Source organism: Mucilaginibacter sp. NFX135 (genome assembly GCF_048565145.1).
Lineage (GTDB): Bacteria > Bacteroidota > Bacteroidia > Sphingobacteriales > Sphingobacteriaceae > Mucilaginibacter.
Genome location: NZ_CP183412.1, coordinates 230824 through 250062 on the forward strand (window position 1 = coordinate 230824; position 19239 = coordinate 250062).

A 19239-nucleotide genomic window follows, 5' to 3' on the forward strand; every position below is an offset into this window, starting at 1 on the left:
GTTTATTTTTTTGACAATAACTAAATTTTATTTATGCTGGCAGTAAAAACTTTAACCAATAATTTAACCACTTACAGGCGTAGTGTACGCTTAATGGGTGATAAATTTGAAATTAGTGTAGTTGGGAATGATCCTCTACTGGCCGATGAACAAATTGATATTGCCATTAACGAAATTAACCGCGTTGAAAAATTACTGTCGGCTTTTAGCGAAGACAGTAATATTAACCAGATTAACCGTAACGCGGGTATTGAACCCGTAAAAGCGAACGCTGAAATTTTTAGACTGATTGACAGGGCGCTTCAAATATCAGAGCTTACACACGGAGCATTTGATATGACTTACTTTACCGGCACTGGCTATACCGGTGATGATACCGCGTTTGCCGAAAATGCCGATGTTAAAATAGCACCATCGCCGGTAATGCTTACCAACTATAAAAATGTGGTGATTGATGCCGCTAAACAAACCGTTTTTTTAAAGGAAAAGGGTATGCGTATTGGCTTTGGCGCCAACAGTAAAGGCTATGCCGCCGACCGAGCCAAATATATTTTGCAAATGAACGGTGTAAGCAGCGGGGTTATTAATGTGGGCGGCGATCTGCTAACCTGGGGCACACAGCCTAACCAAAAACCATGGACGGTGGCTGCAGCTGATCCTGAACAAAAGAAACAACCATTTGCTCATTTAGATATCAGCAATATGGCTTTTGCTACATCGGTGAATGCCGAAAAATATGCCAGCATCAGCAACAAAAAATTTGTAAGCGTGATGACTGCCAAAAAAGGCTTTCCCGTAAGTGAGATCACCAGCGTAAGCATCATCAGCCCAACAGCCGAACTATCAGATGCCATGGCTTCACCACTGATCAACATCGGTGTTAACGCGGGCCTGTATATGATCAACCAGCTAAATCAAATTGCCTGTATTATTATTGACGACCAAAACCGTATTTATACGTCAAAGGATGTTAGTATCTAATACAAGCATTTATACAAAACATATCATAATTATTCTGGCCAACCTACAGCTTCATTACTCATCTGCCCTAACATTTTGTGTGCAAAATATTAAGGCAGATGTTATTTTTATTAACAGCATCCCCTCCCCTCGGATTTAACTGTTTAAATTGACCGATATTTGACAACAATTTTAAGTTTTTCTTCCCCTCAATGATAAAGTGGTTTGCGTATATTGTCCTGATATTAATATTTGCACCATGTTTATCATTTGCCGGCGCTAAAAACAGTCTGTCAGACCCCGTTTATAGTAAAATCGTAATCATTCAGCACAATAAAATTCCTGTAGATACGATATTGGCAAAAAACGCGAAGGATGAAAAAAATAAAATTAAAGAGGTAGCAAAACCAAAAAAGCAGGCTAAGCCCACAAAGGTTGATGATTCAGGGGAACCCGTTACCTCTAAACCCAAACCCAAAAGACAACGCCGGCCCGAGGGCATGGAACGCCCGCCGGAGATACCCCGAAGAAATGGCAATTAACAGGTTAATAAAAAATTTCAATTGTTGATGAAGTACCTTTGCTTACTTTTTTTTATCGCCGGCAGCAATGCCTTATACGCTGCAGGTATTGACCGGAACCTTCTGGTGACAGGTCGCGACTACCGGCTTACTGCCGATACCGATACCATTGTCAGAAAAAAATCGGTTTCTGTAGGTGTAAGTTATGGCAGCGACGCTTTGTTTTTCGGTCGCACAGGGCCTATCAAGTATCCGTTTGTTACGGGTGATGCCATATATAACAGTAAATCGGGCGTGTTTGTATACGGTTCGGTGCTCAAAGTATTAGGCTATGCACCGGTTGATGAGGTTGATTTGGGCGGTGGTTACTTTTACAAGTTTTCAAAATCATTTTCGGGCGCCGTTAGCTACACGCGGTTCATATTTAACAAAAATGCCAATGTGATCAAGTCGGCATCATCAAATGATATCAACTTCAAAAACGCTTACGACTGGAAACTCTTTAAAACCACCGTTGTTCTGGATTATCTTTTTGGAAAATCGAACGACTTTTTTACCACTGTAAGCACCTCTAAATATTTCGAAAGCAGCTGGAGCATTTTTGACGATAATGACTATCTATCGTTCAACCCTTCATTTAATGTGATCCTGGGAACACAGAATTTTGTGCAGCGTTATGAAGTCGATCACAATTATCAGCATGTTTTACCTCCTTCTGTATTAGAGAATCTCAACCTGAGCGCCGCGCGCCGGAACAGGGTATTTAACGTACTCAATTATAGCTTTAAGGTACCGGTTGCCTATAACCGGCCGCATTATACGCTGGAAGCTTCCTGGCGATATTCTATGCCTGTTAATGTGGAGGGAACGCTCGAAAACAGACGCGAATCATTTTTTAACTTTACATTTTACTACCTTTTTTATTAACGGCGCATGAATGTACTGATTATTGAGGACGAGCGGGCACTTGCACAGGAATTGGAAATATTTTTAACCAATTATAACTATATCTGCGATGTATGTTTTGACGGCTCTTCGGCTTCTGAAAAGATCGCGGTTAATCTGTATGATTTTATTCTGATAGATCTGGGGTTACCTGATTATGATGGCCTGGATTTGTTAAAAGAAGCCAAAAAGATAGATTCTGAAGCCGCATGCATCATACTCACCGCCCGTGCCGAAATTAATGACCGTATTACAGGGCTTGATCTGGGAGCCGACGATTATTTACCCAAACCATTTTCGCTGCTTGAGCTTCAGAGCCGCATGCAGGCCATTATCCGCCGCAAATTTGGGGTAAAAAATAACACCATTGAACTGGGAGATTTTCTGATCGATCTTACTAATCGTACTATATCGCATGGTAACAACGTTGTAAATACAATCACCAAAAAAGAATTTGACCTGATAGCCTATTTAATTTTACACAAAAACAGGACCTTAACCCGTATGCAGTTAAGTGAGCATATCTGGGGCAGCGTGGTAAATAACGATTACGACTCCAATTATATTGATGCACATATCAAAAACATACGGAAAAAGTTAAACGCCTTTGGCTCTCCTGATTGGCTGGAAACTGTAAGGGGTTTAGGTTATAAAATAAAGATCAACGCTTAAGCATTGAGACTCAGAACAAAACTTACGCTTTTTAATGCCATATCAAAATTGGTTATTGTAGTACTGTTTGTATTGCTGTTACCCGTATTGATCAAAAATATAAGCAGTAATTATGTTGACAATAAACTCATTAAACAAAAAAACAAGCTGCTGCAAATAGTAAAAAGCCGGGGAATTGAAGCCTACATCGAAAACGGCGAAGCTTATGGCAGCTACCTCCCTCTTAAAGAAGAGTTCATCAGCTTGGATGAAGTTGAACCCGATTTCTTTTTAGATACCATTAAACTGGGCAAACGCAAGTTTACCGAAGGTGATACACTGGAATATCGTATCCTAAGCCATACTTTTAAAGTTAAAAACCACAACTACCTGCTGGAGATAGGTAAAAGTGTAGATACGCTTGATGAAACCAGCGCCCCGTTGCAAAATATCGCGTTCCAGGTATTGCTGGGTATGATATTATTAACCATTCTGGCCGATCAGTTTTATTCAAACTATGTACTTAAACCATTGCGGCTCATTATTAAAACCAAGCTTGTTGGTCAAAAGTTTCCCAACTTTAACTCCTACCGAAAGGTGCGAACTACTACAAGCGATTTTGAATACCTGGATATCAGTATCCACAAAATGGTGGAAACCATTGCCGATAAGTTCCAAAAAGAACGTGAGTTTATATCCAACGCTTCGCATGAGCTGATGACCCCGATATCTATCCTGCAATCGAAGATCGAAAACATGTTTGAAGAGGAGGACATCAGCGACGACCTGAAGGTGCGTTTGATCGAGATGCAAAAAATATTGAACCGTTTAAAAAGCATCACCAAAACCCTGTTGCTGATATCACAAATTGAAAACGAACAATTTTTAAAAGAAGACAAGGTTACAGTAGTTGAATTACTACAAGACGTGTATGACGAAATTTCTATACGCCTGCAGGATAAAAACATCGATTACAGTATCGACATTCCTGAAAATTGGAACCTGGTAAATATTAACAAGTTCCTATTATTCAACCTATTTTTTAACCTCATCAATAACGCCACCAAATACAATAACGAAGGCGGCTATATCCAAATAACCGGAACAGCGGGCCATAATAACTTTATTATCAGCATAGCCGATAATGGTATCGGCATCAACGCAGAGGCCATCCCTTTTATATTTAACCGTTTTAAAAAGTTCAGGCAATCGCTTCAGCAGGATAGTTTTGGTTTGGGTTTGCCCATCGTAAAGTCCATAGCAACTTTTCATGATATCGATATTGAGGTAACCTCTGTTAAAGATACCGGCAGTACCTTTAAATTGATATTTCCAACTACGCTCATTGTGGTTGGTTAAATTACTCGCCGCCACGATGCTTGTATCGACAATTTTACATTCCTTGTACTAAAAATAAGCCATTTTTTCGGCTTTAGCCAAAATGGCCGCTGCATGGTCGAAAATTACTTTCCTAAACATTAAAAAAATATAGCGATAGTACGCTTTTACGTGCTTTAAAAAACAATCCCCGTTTTTTGTTGTTTTTGGCATTGGCTTTGCCAATGATATATAAAACATATCATAATTATATATGAAAACTCTTAGAATTAAGGTAGCCACCCTGAGTTTGGCTTTAGCCACTGTCGGTATTTTAGGCTCAGGTTGCGATTCATTGACCAAAACACAAAAAGGTGCGGCAATTGGTGCAGGTGCTGGAGGTACAATAGGTGCTTTTATTGGTAAAGCAGCAGGTAATACCGCACTGGGGGCCATTATTGGTGGCGCTGTAGGTGGTACTGCGGGTGCGTTTATAGGTCGTAACATGGACAGACAGGCTGCCGAAATAAAACAAACCGTTCCTGGCGCTACTGTTACGCGTGAGGGCGAAGGTATTTTGGTTAAGTTTGATTCAGGTATATTATTTGACACCGATAAGTCTGACGTTAAACCAGCCGCGCAAGCCAACCTGCAAAAACTGGCTACTTCATTACAAAACAATCCTAATACCAACATTTTAATAGTAGGCCACACCGACAATACCGGTTCTGATTCCTATAATATGAATCTTTCTGTGAAGAGGGCCGAATCTGTAAAATCATACATTGTGGCAAATAATGTGAGCTCATCACGTCTAACCACTTCCGGCAAAGGCGAAAGCGAACCTATTGCGGATAATACAACAGTTGAGGGCCGTGCTCAAAACCGCAGGGTGGAGATAGTAATTGTAGCCAATGATCAAATGAAACAGCAAGCTAAACAAGCTGCCCAATAATAACCATATAATAAGATCAAGTTAATTTATTAAAGAACCCGGCCGCGAGGGCCGGGTTCTTTGTGTTTATACCAACCGGTTGGTCATATTTTCATAATATCTAAAAACAATTTGTAATCAAGGAGTTAATCCATTATTTTTGTTATTATGATAAAAAGATCAGGAGCTTTATTATTGACCTTACTGTACACCGTTACAGTGCTGGGCTTTGCTCTAAATCTGCATTATTGTGGTACACAGATAGCTTCTGTTAAAATTGATTCGCCCGCCATTAGTTGCAAAATGGATCAGGCTTGCGGCAAAACTAAATGCTGCAAGAACAAGCAACTACAGATCAAAGTAAAGGATGCACACCAGATTGAACCGGTTTCTATTCTCTCCAAGCTTTTTGGATTTGATGTACCCCGTTTATCATTTAATGGACTATTTACACCATCCAGGCAATCATTCGCCAGCCCATCCCTTGAGCGCGGGCCACCTGGTATGCCCTGGCAAGGTATAGCTACATTTATTAAAAACTGCATTTTCCGTATTTGATCAACATTAATTGTATACTGCTTACCCGGTAAAAACTACCGGTAATTTATTTTTCCAACAATTAATTAAAAGATCAAAATGAAAACTTTAAATATATTCATCGTACTTTTTGCACTTACTATTACAGCTGCAAAAGCTCAGTTTACCAAAGCCGAACTGCAAGTTAGCGGCCTTACCTGCGCACTATGTGCAAAATCAACCGAAAAAGCATTACGAACCCTTCCCTTTGTAAGCGAGATCAAAACAGATCTGATGCATAATTTATACCTCATTACTTTTAAAAGTGATGTACCGGTAAATTTTGAGCAGATCAGCAAAAAAGTTCAGGGCTCAGGATTCTCGGTAAATAGCTTAAAGGCCACCTTTAACTTTGATAATACCAAAATTGCGGATAACGTTTTCAGCTATGGAGGCGATACCTACAGGCTGTTGAACCCTGCAGATAAAGCCATCACAGGCAATGTAAATTTCACTATAGTTGATAATGGCTTTGCCCCAAAATCTGTATCCAAAAAATATCTGGGTCAGGTTACTGATACTGCTCCGGCAAGTGGCCGCATCTATCATTTAGCTATATAATCTTCATTAAGTAAAACGATCATGAAGAAATTGATATTGGCTATCGGCCTCATGGCTTTGGCATGCTCCGCGTTTTCGCAGGAACTGTATGTAAATACCGAACCGGCCAGCAACATGGCCACCGGCTCATTAGGCCTCCGTTTAGAAAACCAGGGATTTTTTAAACCCGATTATAAAAACCGTACAAGTTTTGAAGCGATGTACGGTGTAAGCAGGCATTTAATGGTGCACGGATCGTTGTACGCATCTGATTACTATAGCAATAACCAGCATTTTGAAGGCGGCAGCATATATGCTAAATACCGTTTTTTATCAATAGATACCGTACAGAAGCATTTCCGTGGAGCTTTTTTCCTGAAAGCATCCAGCATCAATAATCCTATCGTTAACCAGGAAATAACGTTAGAAGGTGATAACTCCGGCCTGCAAAGCGGTGTGGTGTTCACTCAGCTTTTGCATAAGTTGGCGTTATCCGGCTCGGCAAGTTATCTGCGTGCTTTTGATAATCGTGGTGGATATGACCTTACACCCTTACAGGCCCGCAACGCGGTAGCCTATACTTTATCGGCCGGATATCTGCTGTTCCCTAAAAATTATAAGGACTATCAGCAAACCAATGTTAACCTGTATGCCGAGCTACTGGGTAAAACTAATCCAGGTCACGGGCAAAGCTACCTGGATGTGGCACCGGCAGTCCAGTTTATATTTAACAGCGTTTGCCGCCTGGATCTTTCATACCGCGCCCCACTCTACAACGATATGATCCGCAATAGCAAGAATATGTACCTGGTAAGGCTGGAGTATAATTTTTTTAACCTGTAAAGCCCTGGCTTTTGCTATCGCTCTGATGACCTAAGCAAACAAAAAGCCCTGTTCCGGATATCGGAACAGGGCTTTTCTATTTCTGTTAAATAAGCAAGCTTATTTAAGTGTAAAACCTGTTTTACCCATGGTACCGCCATCTGCATAAAGCAATACGGTGTAAGTACCTTTTTGGAAAGGCAGGTTAGGGTTCACCCAATCAATAGTGTACTGGCTGCCATCATCCTTAAAGTCAATAGATGTTTTATAGGTATATTGCAGATCCTGATTATCAGCGTTAAAAGTTCCGCCATCGGCAGGAGTTATCAGGTTGCCGGTTGGGTCAATAATACGCACATAAATATCATGCAGGCCCTTTATGGCAATGCTATTGCTGGCCACTGTAAAGTTGATCTTGATCTTTTTAGCAGGACCGGCGCGGGTAACATCAACTTCCTTACCGCTGTTTTTAACCTTATAGGCAACTACATTTGCCTGAGCCAGCTTGAGCGCCTGCGCCACTTTCACTTTGGCATCCAGATCCTGGTTTTGCTTAGTGAGCGTATCGGCCTTTTTAGCTACCGTAGCCAGGTTGGTTTTTAGCGTATCCCTTTCGGTTGTTAACGATTGATTTTGTTTTTTCAGCTCCTCTATATCAGCGGTATATTTGGTTACAAAATAACGTAGTTGTTTTACATCTTCCTGAGCTTTAGATAATTCGGCTTTAGTTAATTTACCTTTAGCCAATTGGGTTCGTAATACTTTGATCTTGGCGACCAGCGAATCGTTTTTGGCCTGCATTTGCTGTGACAGCTTGGCTTTTCCTGAATTTACCTGCTGAATTTGCGACTCCAGACTGTCCAATTCTGTTTGCAGGCGGGTTTGTTCATCATGCTGGTACACAATTTTAGTGTCCGACTTGTTTTTTTGCAAGTACAGATACACATCAGTACCCAATAGAGCCAATACCACCACGATGAGGAAATAAATGACGTTGGAGTTTTTCTTAGATGGTTGACCGGATTGATTTTCCATAGCAATTAAATGTTTAATGTTTTAATACAGTTAAAAAGCAAAGCTGTTTTAAAAAAATGCAGCTATTTAACTATTGTGATTAATTTACAAGCAAATCTAAACAGATAGATATTGCGCGCTTTACCTGTATTTACCCTTTATCAGCACTTTCATGCCCAACGATATTTAAACGTTGAAACACTAAAAATATGATTTTTAAAAGAATTTCAGGTAAACAAATACAGTTGGCAACAGTTAAAAGTAAATACAATATGCTAAAATCACAATAAACCATCAAATTTTATACTTCATAATAAAAATGCAACGTTATGAGTTTTATATCTTTGCAACTTTTACTTTAATACCCATTAATGCATATATTTCGCCGCTTTATACTACTGATCATACCCCTGCTTACCATCGCAACTGTTTATGCGCAACCCGCCGAACCTGTTTCTGATGAACCAATAGTTAAAACCGAGCCCAAACGGGAATTCAGAGGAGTATGGATAGCAACAGTAGTCAATATCGACTGGCCCACAAGCACTAAGTTTACAACCGACAAGCAAAAACAGGAACTGATAGATATACTCAACTCGCATCAGGAAACAGGTATCAACGCGGTAATGCTGCAGGTAAGGCCTGCCGCAGATGCTTTTTATGCCAAAAGCCGCGAACCCTGGTCGAAATATTTAACCGGTAAACAGGGTCAGGGGCCCACTCCTGCTTATGACCCCCTGGAGTTTGCCATAACCGAGGCCCACAAACGTGGGATGGAACTGCATGCCTGGTTTAATCCCTATCGGGCTACATTTGATGGAAATTTTGCTGCTCTGAGCCCGCAGCACATTACCAAAGTAAAGCCCAATTGGTTTTTTACTTATGGCGGTATCAAAACTTTTAATCCTGGTTTGCCGGAAGTGCGCGAATATATTGTACAAGTTATACTCGACGTGGTTGATAATTATGATATAGATGGTGTGCACATGGACGATTATTTTTATCCGTACCCTATTGCCGGTCAAAAGATCAATGATGAGGAAACTTTTAGGCAGTATGGCCAGGGATATGATAATATTAAAGACTGGCGCCGCCACAATGTAGATCTGCTGATAAAAATGATAGGCGACAGCGTACACGCGCACAACCCTGATATCAAATTCGGTATCAGTCCGTTTGGTATATGGGCCAATAAGGCGCAGAACGACGAAGGCTCTGAAACCAGTGGTGGTTCTTCTTTTTATGAAAATTACGCCGATTCACGCGAATGGGTAAAACAAGGCTGGATAGATTATATCAATCCGCAGCTTTACTGGCCCATCGGGAACCGGGCGGCCGATTTTGAAAAGCTGCTCGACTGGTGGAGCGACAATACCTATGGCAGGCACCTGTATATCGGGCAGGCGGCTTATCGCATCAATGAGCGAAAAACAGCTGCCTTTAAAAACCCTAAGCAACTACCCGACCAGATTAATATGATGCGTGAGAATCCGAGGGTTCAGGGTAGTGTTTACTTTAGCTCCAATTCATTAACCAATAATCCTTTGGGTTTTACGGATTCACTTCGCGAAAATTATTACAAGTACCCGGCCCTGCCGCCCGTGATGCTTTGGCGCGACTCCATTGCCCCTAATGTACCCCGGGAATTCACCGCAAAACCTGTACAGGGCCATGTACAATTAAAATGGATGGCACCCACGCTGGCCCGCGACGAACAGCCTGTTTATGGCTACGTGATCTACCGGTTTACCGATGGCGAAAAGATCAATATCGACGATCCCAAGAACATACTGCGTATTCAGTATAATAATGGCTTAGCCTTTGAGGATGCCACGGTACAAAGAGGCAAAACCTATATGTATGTGATCACCGCGCTCGACAGATTAAAGAATGAGAGCGACCGATCGCCGACTATCGCGGTAACGGTTCGCTAAGCAGTTGTTCATTATCATGTTTTATAAACTAATGAATTGTTTTTGCTGTAAACGATCAAGGTAAATATCTATCTCCGCATCGCCCATACCGAATATTTTATCCTCGTTCCAAAAGGTGGCGTATATGGACGAACGCGTTTTAGCACCGCTATTGTAAATATCCAGCAGTCGTTGTTCAATATAACTCAGGCCAGCTTCATTCACCTGCAAGCGTTTCAAATGGGCCTGTAAAGCAGGCTTTAGTAAGGGTATGCCGCCCCAAAAATTATTTTTGTTGAGCCATTTTTCCAGTTCGGCGGCATCACCCTGCACATATAACTGCCAGGCTTCGGTGGCCAGCTCAAACTCCCATTCGTTCAGGCGTTCACGGCCATCATATAGTTCCTCAAACTGCTCACCGTTGAGTTCGCCCAGGCCTTTGGCAAAATTAAACTGTACACAATCAGCCAGGCAAATCAAATAAATAGCCGGTGCCGACATATCAGTTTTGCGGCTAAGCATCTGTAAAACACCCAGTAAATTCACCTGGCAATGCAGGTCGAACTCAAACCAGAGGTTAATTTCAGTATAGTCGCTGTTGAGTTTGCCCAATTCCTCAATTACTTTATGCTGATAGGTATCAATGTCCTCTTTAAACGTTTGGCTGATCCATTGGGCACGCGCGCTCCAGAAACTGCCCGAGAGGATATTTTCCTGCAAAGGCCCCTCAGAAAGCACTTCGCGCCATACCAGTACATCACCATCCAGGCCGGTTTCGTTAAATCCCGACAGAGCGGCATCTCCGTTTAAAATATGCAATATGTTACTCATAGGTTTTTGGAATTAGTAGCGAGGCAACAGCTTTAATGGCCGGAGCATCCTGATGGTAAAAATAAATTTAAAAAATCAGCAATTATATTTCGCCAAAAATTTAAAGAAAATTCTGAAAATAAAATGACGCCGACCTATTAGGATAAACTTCTTCTGTCCTGAAAACTTTTTTAAAAATGCTGGGATGGGAAGGAAGGCCTACTTAGTTTTTCCCAAACTATCGTCCATAAACTTTTGCTGGCTGGTTTTGATATATATCCTGATATCATAATCAGACATTTTTTTGATGTGTTCGATACCCGGGCGGTATTTATCCATAAAATCCAACAGGGAATCGCCTTTAAGGTTGGTGATGGCGCTGACCAGGTTTTCGCTGAAGCGGCTGTCGATGTACCTGTTTTGTTCGTCCCTGATGAGTACTTTTTTAAATTTATACTCCCGGCTGTGTTTGTAAGTTAAGGCCCGGATAAACTGGGAGGGAACAATCGTGACACCAGCCACCGGTAAAAGTCCCGCATTACTACCAGATACTACGATGATGTCCTTCAACTTTGGCGCAGAGGCATTAAACTCCTTCGCGAACATTTTACGGTTATTCAATGAATCTTTAACGCGGTCTCTTTTGGCGGTTACATGAACTTCATGGAGTTCAATAATCGCCGCTTCTAAACCGACCCGGATATTTTTATTATTTGCCAGATTAAGCGGCAGTACACATAATTTATACCCCTGCATTTTTACCCAAAGCGTATCATTTGTTTTGGCTCCAACGACACTAAATTCACCTTGTATACCAGTAATTACATTCGCTTTAGATGTGGCTATCCAGGCGCCGGTAAGTGGCCGTCCTGTTCTTTCATCGGTCACAACACCGTTAACTGTTTGCCCGTAGGAGCATAAGCAGACATATATCAGGAGCAGGGTAAGCAGGCTGCGCATTAGTTTATATGTTTTGATAATCAAATCATTACAAACATAACTACCATGCGGGGCTGATGAAATTAGTTTAACGTTTTTTAACTTATGGCGTTAAATTCCCTTCCCATGGGAAGCGTGCGCGGGTTTGTGTTGTGGCAGGAAGGGAATCGCACCAAGCCAACGCTTCGTATAGGAAAAGTATATGGTAAAGTGTTAAAGATGGTTTAAAATATGAGGTAATTGATTGAAATATTGGTGGTTGATGGCTAAAAATTTCCGATATTTAATCACCATCAAAAAACCAAAGCCATGAAAAGTATCTATATCACGATCGTATTCCTTATGGCGACTGTACCATTGATATTGGCACCGCCGTCACCTACTACGAATAAAAAAGGTATACATCAATCCACCATTTGTAAAACGGGTATGATTTTGAAAAAAGGAGGAAAATCTGGGTGTTGCAAACATCATTGCCCAAAGACCCAGCATATTTAATAATAGCTCCTTCGCTTCGCACGGGGAGGCCGCGTTTGAAGTCCTGCCGAACTCGGCCCCATAAGCAGAGTGTATAACAGGGCTGTAAGCTTGTCCTGTGGAATCCTGGATAAGTTCAGGATGACTGGGTTTGTTTGAACCTATCGCGTGTAAAAGATCTCTCCTCATACTTCGTTCGGGATGACAACCGTTTTAATTTACTTTCCTCTTTTCTTCCGTCAGCAGAGCAGCTTCGGGCGGTTTTTAATTATTGAATTACTGATTTAGTGAATTATTGATTTTTACGCTATTAAGTAATTCTTCTTTTCCCCGTCAGTAGAACAGCTTCGGGCGAAAGCGGGCAGAACGATGGTGGATTGTGCGGCTGTAGGGGCATTGCGAACCTTACCTGAAGGAAGGATGATGAGCAAACGAAGTAGAGGTAAGGTTTAGCAGCCTGTGGTTCTGCCCACTTTGCAGCGTAGAGGCCCGTGCGGCAAAGAAGCATTTCTGCTGAAAGCCCTTTGGTTACTTTGTGGCTACAAAGTAACTGGCCCCCCGCAGCCAAGAGCGGGTATACGCCAGGTAAAGCGCCTCTGTAATGGTGAGCTTCGTGAGGAGATTATTAATGCTGTTAATTTATTTTATTCGTATTAATGAACTCTCTCCGGTCGGTTGTCCACGCTACGCAATGACAAGGTAGTTATAGGATGATAGTGCTTAAACAAAAAACCCTGCCTTACGACAGGGTTCGCACATTTAACTATTTATACTGAACAAAAACTTCATGGGTTTAACCCAACTTACGAACAACCCATGGAGTTGCCGCAGTTAAGGCATTTGTAACAGGTGCCCGAACGCAGGGTGGTGTGCCCGCATACGTTGCAGCTGGGAGCATCGCTTTGTACACCCATACTCAAATCGACGGAAAGGCCTTGTCTTTTGCCGTTGTTAAAACCAGCCGGGTTATTAACCGGTACGTATATATTACTTTCATCGGCATTAAAATCCTCATCACCCATTTGGGGGTTGCCGAGAGTAGCATTATTTTCGGTAAGCACGTGTACCAGGTCGGTACGGTTTTGGTATTCGTAGCCCAGCATCCTGAAAATATAATCGATAATACTCGTGGCGCTTTTGATATTGGCATGTCCCGATACCATACCAGCAGGTTCAAAGCGGGTAAAAGTGAATTTTTCTACATACTCTTCCAGTGGCACGCCGTACTGCAAGCCCACCGAAACGGCAATGGCAAAACAGTTCATGAGTGAGCGGAAGGTAGCGCCTTCTTTGTGCATATCCACAAATATTTCGCCCAGGGTACCGTCCTCATATTCGCCGGTGCGCACAAATACGGTTTGTCCGTCGATAATGGCCTTCTGCGTAAATCCACCACGTTTAAAGGGCAGGTTCTTTTTCTCTACCACGCGTGATAGCTGCCGCATAAAGTTGGTATCCTTCGATCTTTCCATAATGGCCATGGCCGCTTCGATCACCTGCTCGGGCGTCAAATCGCTTAGTTTTACGTTAGCGGCTTCGCCCAACACCTCCTCCACGGTTTCCAATTTATCATCGACCTCTTCCTTAGCATCGGATTTGGTGGATAGCGGCTGACTCAGCTTGCAGCCATCACGGTAAAGTGCATTGGCTTTCAGGCCCAGTTCCCATGATAGTTGGTAACAATCCTTGATCTCGTCAACTTTGGCCTCATTAGGCAGGTTAATGGTTTTTGATATAGCGCCAGACAGAAATGGCTGTGCGGCGGCCATCATTTTAATGTGGCCATGCGCGTGAATATAACGCTCGCCTTTGGCGCCGCACTTATTGGCGCAATCAAATATGGGGTAATGCGCTTCTTTTAAATAAGGGGCTCCTTCAATGGTCATGGTACCGCAGATGTATTCATTGGCTTCGGCTATTTGTTTTTTACTGAAACCGAGCGCGCGCAATACGTTAAAGTCGGGCGCGTTGTATTGGTCGGCAGTAATACCCAGGCGTTTCAGGCACTCTTCGCCCAGCGACCAGATATTGAACGCGAAGCTGATCTCAAAGGCCGATACCAGTCCTTTATCGAGCTTTTCCAGTTCATCATCGGTAAAACCTTTGGCTTTCAGGCTGTCGGTATTCACATGCGGCGCGCCTTTTAAGCTGGCCGAGCCTTTGGCATAGTTTACAATGGCCGTAACTTCATGCTCGCGATAGCCCAAATTACGCAGTGCTTCCGGTACAGCCTGGTTAATGATCTTGAAGTAACCACCACCCGATAGCTTTTTGAATTTTACCAGCGCGAAATCAGGTTCGATACCGGTAGTATCGCAATCCATCACCAAACCAATGGTACCAGTTGGGGCAATAACAGTGGTTTGGGCATTACGATAACCATATTTCTCCCCTATTTCCACTGCCTTATCCCAGGCATTGCAAGCAGCAGACAACAGGTAATCGGGACAATATTTAGGGTCGATGCCCGGAGGAGCGATCTCTAAATTCTCGTAATTTTCGATAGAGTTATAGGCCGCGTAGCGGTGGTTGCGCATCACGCGCAGCATGTGTTGTTTGTTATCATTGTATTTGCGGAAAGGCCCCAGCTCACGTGCCATTTCGGCCGAGGTGGTGTAGGCTGTACCCGTCATAATAGCCGTGATGGCTCCGCCAATAGCACGGGCTTTGTCGCTGTCATAAGGGATGCCGTTCACCATTAAGGCCGAACCCAGGTTGGCATAGCCCAGACCCAGGGTACGGTAATCATAGGATAGCTGCGCTACTTCTTTAGATGGGAATTGCGCCATCAGCACCGAGATCTCGAGCACAATAGTCCACAAACGGCAGGCATGTTCAAAACCCTTTACATCAAATACGCGGGTTTGCGGATTAAAGAAATACGCCAGGTTAATAGAGGCCAGGTTGCAGGCCGTATTATCCAGGAACATATATTCTGAGCAGGGATTGGACGCGTTGATGCGGCCACCCTCCGGACAGGTATGCCACTCGTTAATGGTGGTATCAAACTGCACACCCGGATCGGCACAGGCCCAGGCCGCGAAAGCGATATCGTCCCAAAGTTTTTGCGAGGCTACGGTTTTGGTCACCTTCCCGGTAATGCGACTGGTGAGTTCCCAGGGCTTTCCACCTTTGAGGGCATGAAAAAAGCTATTGGGTACACGCACCGAATTATTAGAGTTTTGGCCCGATACCGTACGATAAGCCTCGCCTTCATAATCAGATGAATAACCGGCGGCAATCAGCGCGGCCACTTTCTTTTCTTCCTCTACTTTCCAGTTTACAAAACCTTCTATCTCGGGATGATCCAGATCAAGGCAAACCATTTTGGCTGCACGGCGGGTAGTACCGCCCGATTTAATGGCACCGGCGGCCCTATCGCCTATTTTGAGGAAGGACATTAAGCCCGATGAATAGCCGCCACCGGCCAGCTTTTCTGTTTCGCCGCGAATTTTGGAGAAGTTGGTACCCACGCCCGAGCCATATTTAAATATGCGGGCCTCACGAACCCATAAATCCATGATGCCGCCCTCATTCACCAGGTCGTCATCAACGGATAGGATAAAGCAGGCATGCGGCTGCGGGCGTTCGTAAGCCGAGGTTGATTTACTCAGCACTTCGGTGAGCGGATCCACAAAATAATGCCCCTGCGGCTTGCCGGTGATGCCATACGAGGTATGCAAGCCGGTATTGAACCATTGCGGCGAGTTTGGTGCAGCCAATTGCCCAACAATGGTGTAAACTATTTCATCATAAAAAATATCAGCGTCTTTTGGGGTAGCGAAGTAGCCGTAACGTACGCCCCAATCTTTCCAGCAGTTGGCCATGCGGTGGGCCACCTGCTTAATGCTTTTTTCGGATCCGGTACTGCCATCAGCCTGTGGAACACCGGCCTTGCGGAAATACTTTTGTGCCAAAATATCAGTTGCCACCTGGCTCCAGGTGGTCGGCACTTCTACATCGTTCATTTCAAACACGGCATCGCCTGATGGGTTACGGATCACCGACGATCGTTTATCGTATTTGAATAGATCAAATACGTTAGTTCCTTCTTTAGTGAAGTAGCGTGTTGTTTTAAGCCCTTTCCCGCTGCTGGTGGCGGACATTTTGGAGGTAATGTTTTTGGCCATAGTATAATAGATTGGAGATAAGTGTGGTATTTCCAAAACACTAAGGGTGTTTTAATCAAAGCTATTAGTATAGGTATTATCTTTTATTTCAGAGTTTTCCACACATGTCAGTTAATAGGCCTTCACATTGTATATTTATTTTTAAATAGCTAATTATCAATAATTTATACGTGTTAATAATTAAATTTTTACCATTTTATATCATTTTTTTGTAGCTTACAGGGTATTGGTCAGCTATATTAAACTGTCAATTAAATTACCAATCCCTACACATGAAAAAATTAATTCTGATAGCATTTATCTCCGCTTTTACGCTGAGCGCCTACGCGCAGGAGCAACCAAAAATATACAACCCAGATGCCGATGCCAAAGCAGAGATCACAGCCGCCGTAAAACAGGCGGCGCAGCAGCATAAAAACGTGCTTTTACAAATTGGCGGTAACTGGTGCGTTTGGTGCCTGCGCTTTAACGACCTGGTGACTAAAGATGCCGATCTGAATAAATACCTGAATGATAATTACGTGGTTTTGCATGTAAACTACAGCAAAGAAAACGAGAATAAAGCTGTACTGGCCGGGTTGGGCTATCCACAGCGTTTCGGTTTCCCGGTATTTGTGGTGCTTGATGGTAAGGGCGCCCGCCTGCATACCCAAAACTCAGGCTACCTGGAAGAGGGTAAGGGCCATAGTAAAGAAAAGGTGATGGACTTTTTGAAAGACTGGTCGCCTACCGCTCTTGATCCTAAAACTTACGAAAAGGCGAAGTAAGACCTCTCCCAACCCTCCCCCAAGAGCAATAGCCGAAAAAAGAAAAACGCGAAAAAAGTGGGTGTCATCCTGAGCTTGTCGAAGGACGCGCGCAGAGGCTTCTCACCATGCTTCGACGGGCTCCACCATGACGCCTTTTTTGGATAGCTGTCTCTTCATGAGCTACTACTCTCCAAAGGATAGGCTGTGATTAGCAGATCAACCAACAAAAAAGGCTCACCATTACGGGAGGGCACTGAAAAAGTCCATTTAGGCTATAGGGGTAGAAAATTTAGTTTTTCTGCCCCATTTTTTGTATCTTAAAGTGTCGAAAGAAAGATACCAAGATGCTTATTCAACAACAGCAGATCCAGTTCAGTGCATATTCAGGGTTATACGATCTGATCGTTCCGAAAGACAATCTTTTGCGGAAGATCAATGACCTGGTCGATTTTACCTTTATCTATGATGAACTGGTTAGTAAGTATTGCATTAATAATGGCAGGACAGCAGAAAGTCCTGTACGGATGTTCAAATATCTGCTATTGAAAACGGTCTACACCGTTTCAGATGTTGATGTGGTGGAACGTTCGCAGTATGATATGTCCTTCAAATATTTCCTGGATATGTCGCCCGAGGAAGGGGTTATCGATCCCAGTTCATTGACCAAGTTTAGAAAGCTGCGACTAAAGGATAATGATCTGTTAAACCTGCTCATCAATAAAACAGTCGCAATAGCCATTGAAAAAGGGATCATCCGTTCCAAGTCCATTATCGTCGATGCCACGCATTCCCTGTCAAGGTCAAATCCCTATTCAGCATTGGAGGTATTACGGGAGCGTTCAAAGCTGCTCCGCAAAGCGGTGTATGCCATAGATGAAGATATGAAGGCCGGTATGCCGGAAAAGAACACCACGGGCGAATTGGAAAAAGAACTGGCCTATTGTAGTGCATTGGAAAAGTATATTGAAGCCGATGGGCCGTTAAGCCAGATACCTGCGGTAAAAGAAAAGCTGAACCTGTTGAAGGAGACGGTGGCAGATACGCAGGAGCACTATACGTTATCCAAAGACAAGGATGCCAAAACAGGCCACAAATCGGCTGATAGCTCTTTCTTTGGTTACAAGACCCATTTGGCGATGACCGAAGAACGCATTATTACCGCTGCGGTGGTCACATCTGGTGAAAAGGGAGACGGCCCGGAACTTTCCAAACTTTTGAAGATCAGCCAGCAAAATGGCATTGAAGTAGAAACGATCATCGGCGATTCGGCTTATTCGGGAAAAGAAAATCTTGAAATGACAGGCGAACAAGATATCAAGATGGTGGCTAAACTAAACCCATCCATCACTCAGGGGGGCAGAAAAGAAGAAGACAAGTTCGATTTCAACAAAGATGCTGATATGTTCGTCTGCCCGGCAGGGCACCTATCCATTAGGAAATCGCGCGGAGGCAAAAAACACACCGGTACGAATCAAGTACATACCTATTACTTTGATGTTGAAAAATGCAAAGTCTGCCCATTGAGAGAAAACTGTTATAAACCCGGGGCAAAAACGAAGACTTATTCGGTCAGTATCAAATCAGACACACACCTTGGGCAAATGGCTTTCCAGGAAACGGAAGAATATAAAGCGGGCATCAAACACAGATATAAGATCGAAGCCAAGAACAGTGAGCTAAAAAACGTTCATGGTTACGACCGGGCGATAGCCTATGGCATTGAAAATATGCAGATGCAGGGTGCATTGGCTATCTTCACAGTCAATCTGAAAAGGATCATCAAACTGATAGCTTAAAACCCTTGAACAGAGATGATTAGCCATCCTCCAGCACCAAAATTGGCCCATATCAGCCTCAATGAATTACCTCCGCAAAATAATCAAAACAAAAAAAGCGACCAAGTAAAAGTTGCCTTTCTCTTGATCGCCTTTAGTGATCTTT

16 protein-coding genes are annotated in these 19239 nt (G+C 43.1%); 12 read left to right on the forward strand and 4 right to left on the reverse strand.

Going from position 1 to position 19239, the window contains the following annotated elements:
* Positions 1 to 33 precede the first annotated feature (33 nt).
* From ACNURT_RS00965 to ACNURT_RS01005, 9 genes are all read left to right on the forward strand, one after another.
* On the forward strand, positions 34 to 981 hold the full coding sequence (locus ACNURT_RS00965; protein ID WP_419700152.1) for an FAD:protein FMN transferase: 948 nt from the start codon (positions 34 to 36) through the stop codon (positions 979 to 981).
* A gap of 191 nt (positions 982 to 1172) precedes the next feature.
* Complete coding sequence (locus ACNURT_RS00970) at positions 1173 to 1502, forward strand: hypothetical protein (RefSeq protein ID WP_370998401.1); 330 nt, start codon at positions 1173 to 1175, stop codon at positions 1500 to 1502.
* Between the two features lie 27 nt (positions 1503 to 1529).
* Entirely contained in the window at positions 1530 to 2408 is an 879-nt protein-coding gene (locus tag ACNURT_RS00975) for a hypothetical protein (protein WP_419700153.1), read from the forward strand.
* A gap of 6 nt (positions 2409 to 2414) precedes the next feature.
* Entirely contained in the window at positions 2415 to 3098 is a 684-nt protein-coding gene (locus ACNURT_RS00980; RefSeq protein ID WP_370998399.1) for a response regulator transcription factor, read from the forward strand.
* A gap of 3 nt (positions 3099 to 3101) precedes the next feature.
* Positions 3102 to 4436, forward strand: coding sequence for a sensor histidine kinase (locus tag ACNURT_RS00985; RefSeq protein WP_419700154.1), 1335 nt, complete (start codon positions 3102 to 3104; stop codon positions 4434 to 4436).
* 232 nt (positions 4437 to 4668) lie between these two features.
* Positions 4669 to 5349, forward strand: a complete 681-nt coding sequence (locus ACNURT_RS00990; RefSeq protein ID WP_370998395.1) for an OmpA family protein — start codon at positions 4669 to 4671, stop codon at positions 5347 to 5349.
* 147 nt (positions 5350 to 5496) lie between these two features.
* Positions 5497 to 5886, forward strand: a complete 390-nt coding sequence (locus ACNURT_RS00995; RefSeq protein WP_419700155.1) for an HYC_CC_PP family protein — start codon at positions 5497 to 5499, stop codon at positions 5884 to 5886.
* 78 nt (positions 5887 to 5964) lie between these two features.
* The gene (locus ACNURT_RS01000) at positions 5965 to 6465 is read left to right on the forward strand and encodes a heavy-metal-associated domain-containing protein (RefSeq protein ID WP_419700156.1); all 501 of its coding nucleotides are present in this window, start codon (positions 5965 to 5967) and stop codon (positions 6463 to 6465) included.
* Between the two features lie 21 nt (positions 6466 to 6486).
* The gene (locus ACNURT_RS01005) at positions 6487 to 7287 is read left to right on the forward strand and encodes a hypothetical protein (RefSeq protein ID WP_419700157.1); all 801 of its coding nucleotides are present in this window, start codon (positions 6487 to 6489) and stop codon (positions 7285 to 7287) included.
* Between the two features lie 99 nt (positions 7288 to 7386).
* Here ACNURT_RS01005 and ACNURT_RS01010 read toward each other — a convergent pair whose 3' ends face one another.
* Complete coding sequence (locus tag ACNURT_RS01010; protein WP_419700158.1) at positions 7387 to 8301, reverse strand: hypothetical protein; 915 nt, start codon at positions 8299 to 8301, stop codon at positions 7387 to 7389.
* A gap of 350 nt (positions 8302 to 8651) precedes the next feature.
* On the opposite strand from ACNURT_RS01010, the gene ACNURT_RS01015 reads away from it, so the two are divergent.
* Positions 8652 to 10214, forward strand: coding sequence for a glycoside hydrolase family 10 protein (locus ACNURT_RS01015; protein WP_419700159.1), 1563 nt, complete (start codon positions 8652 to 8654; stop codon positions 10212 to 10214).
* Between the two features lie 21 nt (positions 10215 to 10235).
* On the opposite strand, the gene ACNURT_RS01020 is transcribed toward ACNURT_RS01015, so the two are convergent.
* From ACNURT_RS01020 to ACNURT_RS01030, 3 genes are all read right to left on the reverse strand, one after another.
* A complete protein-coding gene (locus ACNURT_RS01020; RefSeq protein WP_419700160.1) occupies positions 10236 to 11024 on the reverse strand; it encodes a DUF1835 domain-containing protein in 789 nt (262 codons plus the stop codon).
* A 198-nt stretch (positions 11025 to 11222) separates the two neighbouring features.
* A complete protein-coding gene (locus ACNURT_RS01025; protein WP_419700161.1) occupies positions 11223 to 11963 on the reverse strand; it encodes a carboxypeptidase-like regulatory domain-containing protein in 741 nt (246 codons plus the stop codon).
* A gap of 1259 nt (positions 11964 to 13222) precedes the next feature.
* A complete protein-coding gene (locus ACNURT_RS01030) occupies positions 13223 to 16549 on the reverse strand; it encodes a vitamin B12-dependent ribonucleotide reductase (protein WP_419700162.1) in 3327 nt (1108 codons plus the stop codon).
* Between the two features lie 272 nt (positions 16550 to 16821).
* On the opposite strand from ACNURT_RS01030, the gene ACNURT_RS01035 reads away from it, so the two are divergent.
* The gene (locus ACNURT_RS01035) at positions 16822 to 17316 is read left to right on the forward strand and encodes a thioredoxin family protein (RefSeq protein WP_370998381.1); all 495 of its coding nucleotides are present in this window, start codon (positions 16822 to 16824) and stop codon (positions 17314 to 17316) included.
* 326 nt (positions 17317 to 17642) lie between these two features.
* A complete protein-coding gene (locus ACNURT_RS01040; protein WP_419698415.1) occupies positions 17643 to 19094 on the forward strand; it encodes an IS1182 family transposase in 1452 nt (483 codons plus the stop codon).
* The last annotated feature ends 145 nt before the right edge of the window (positions 19095 to 19239 follow it).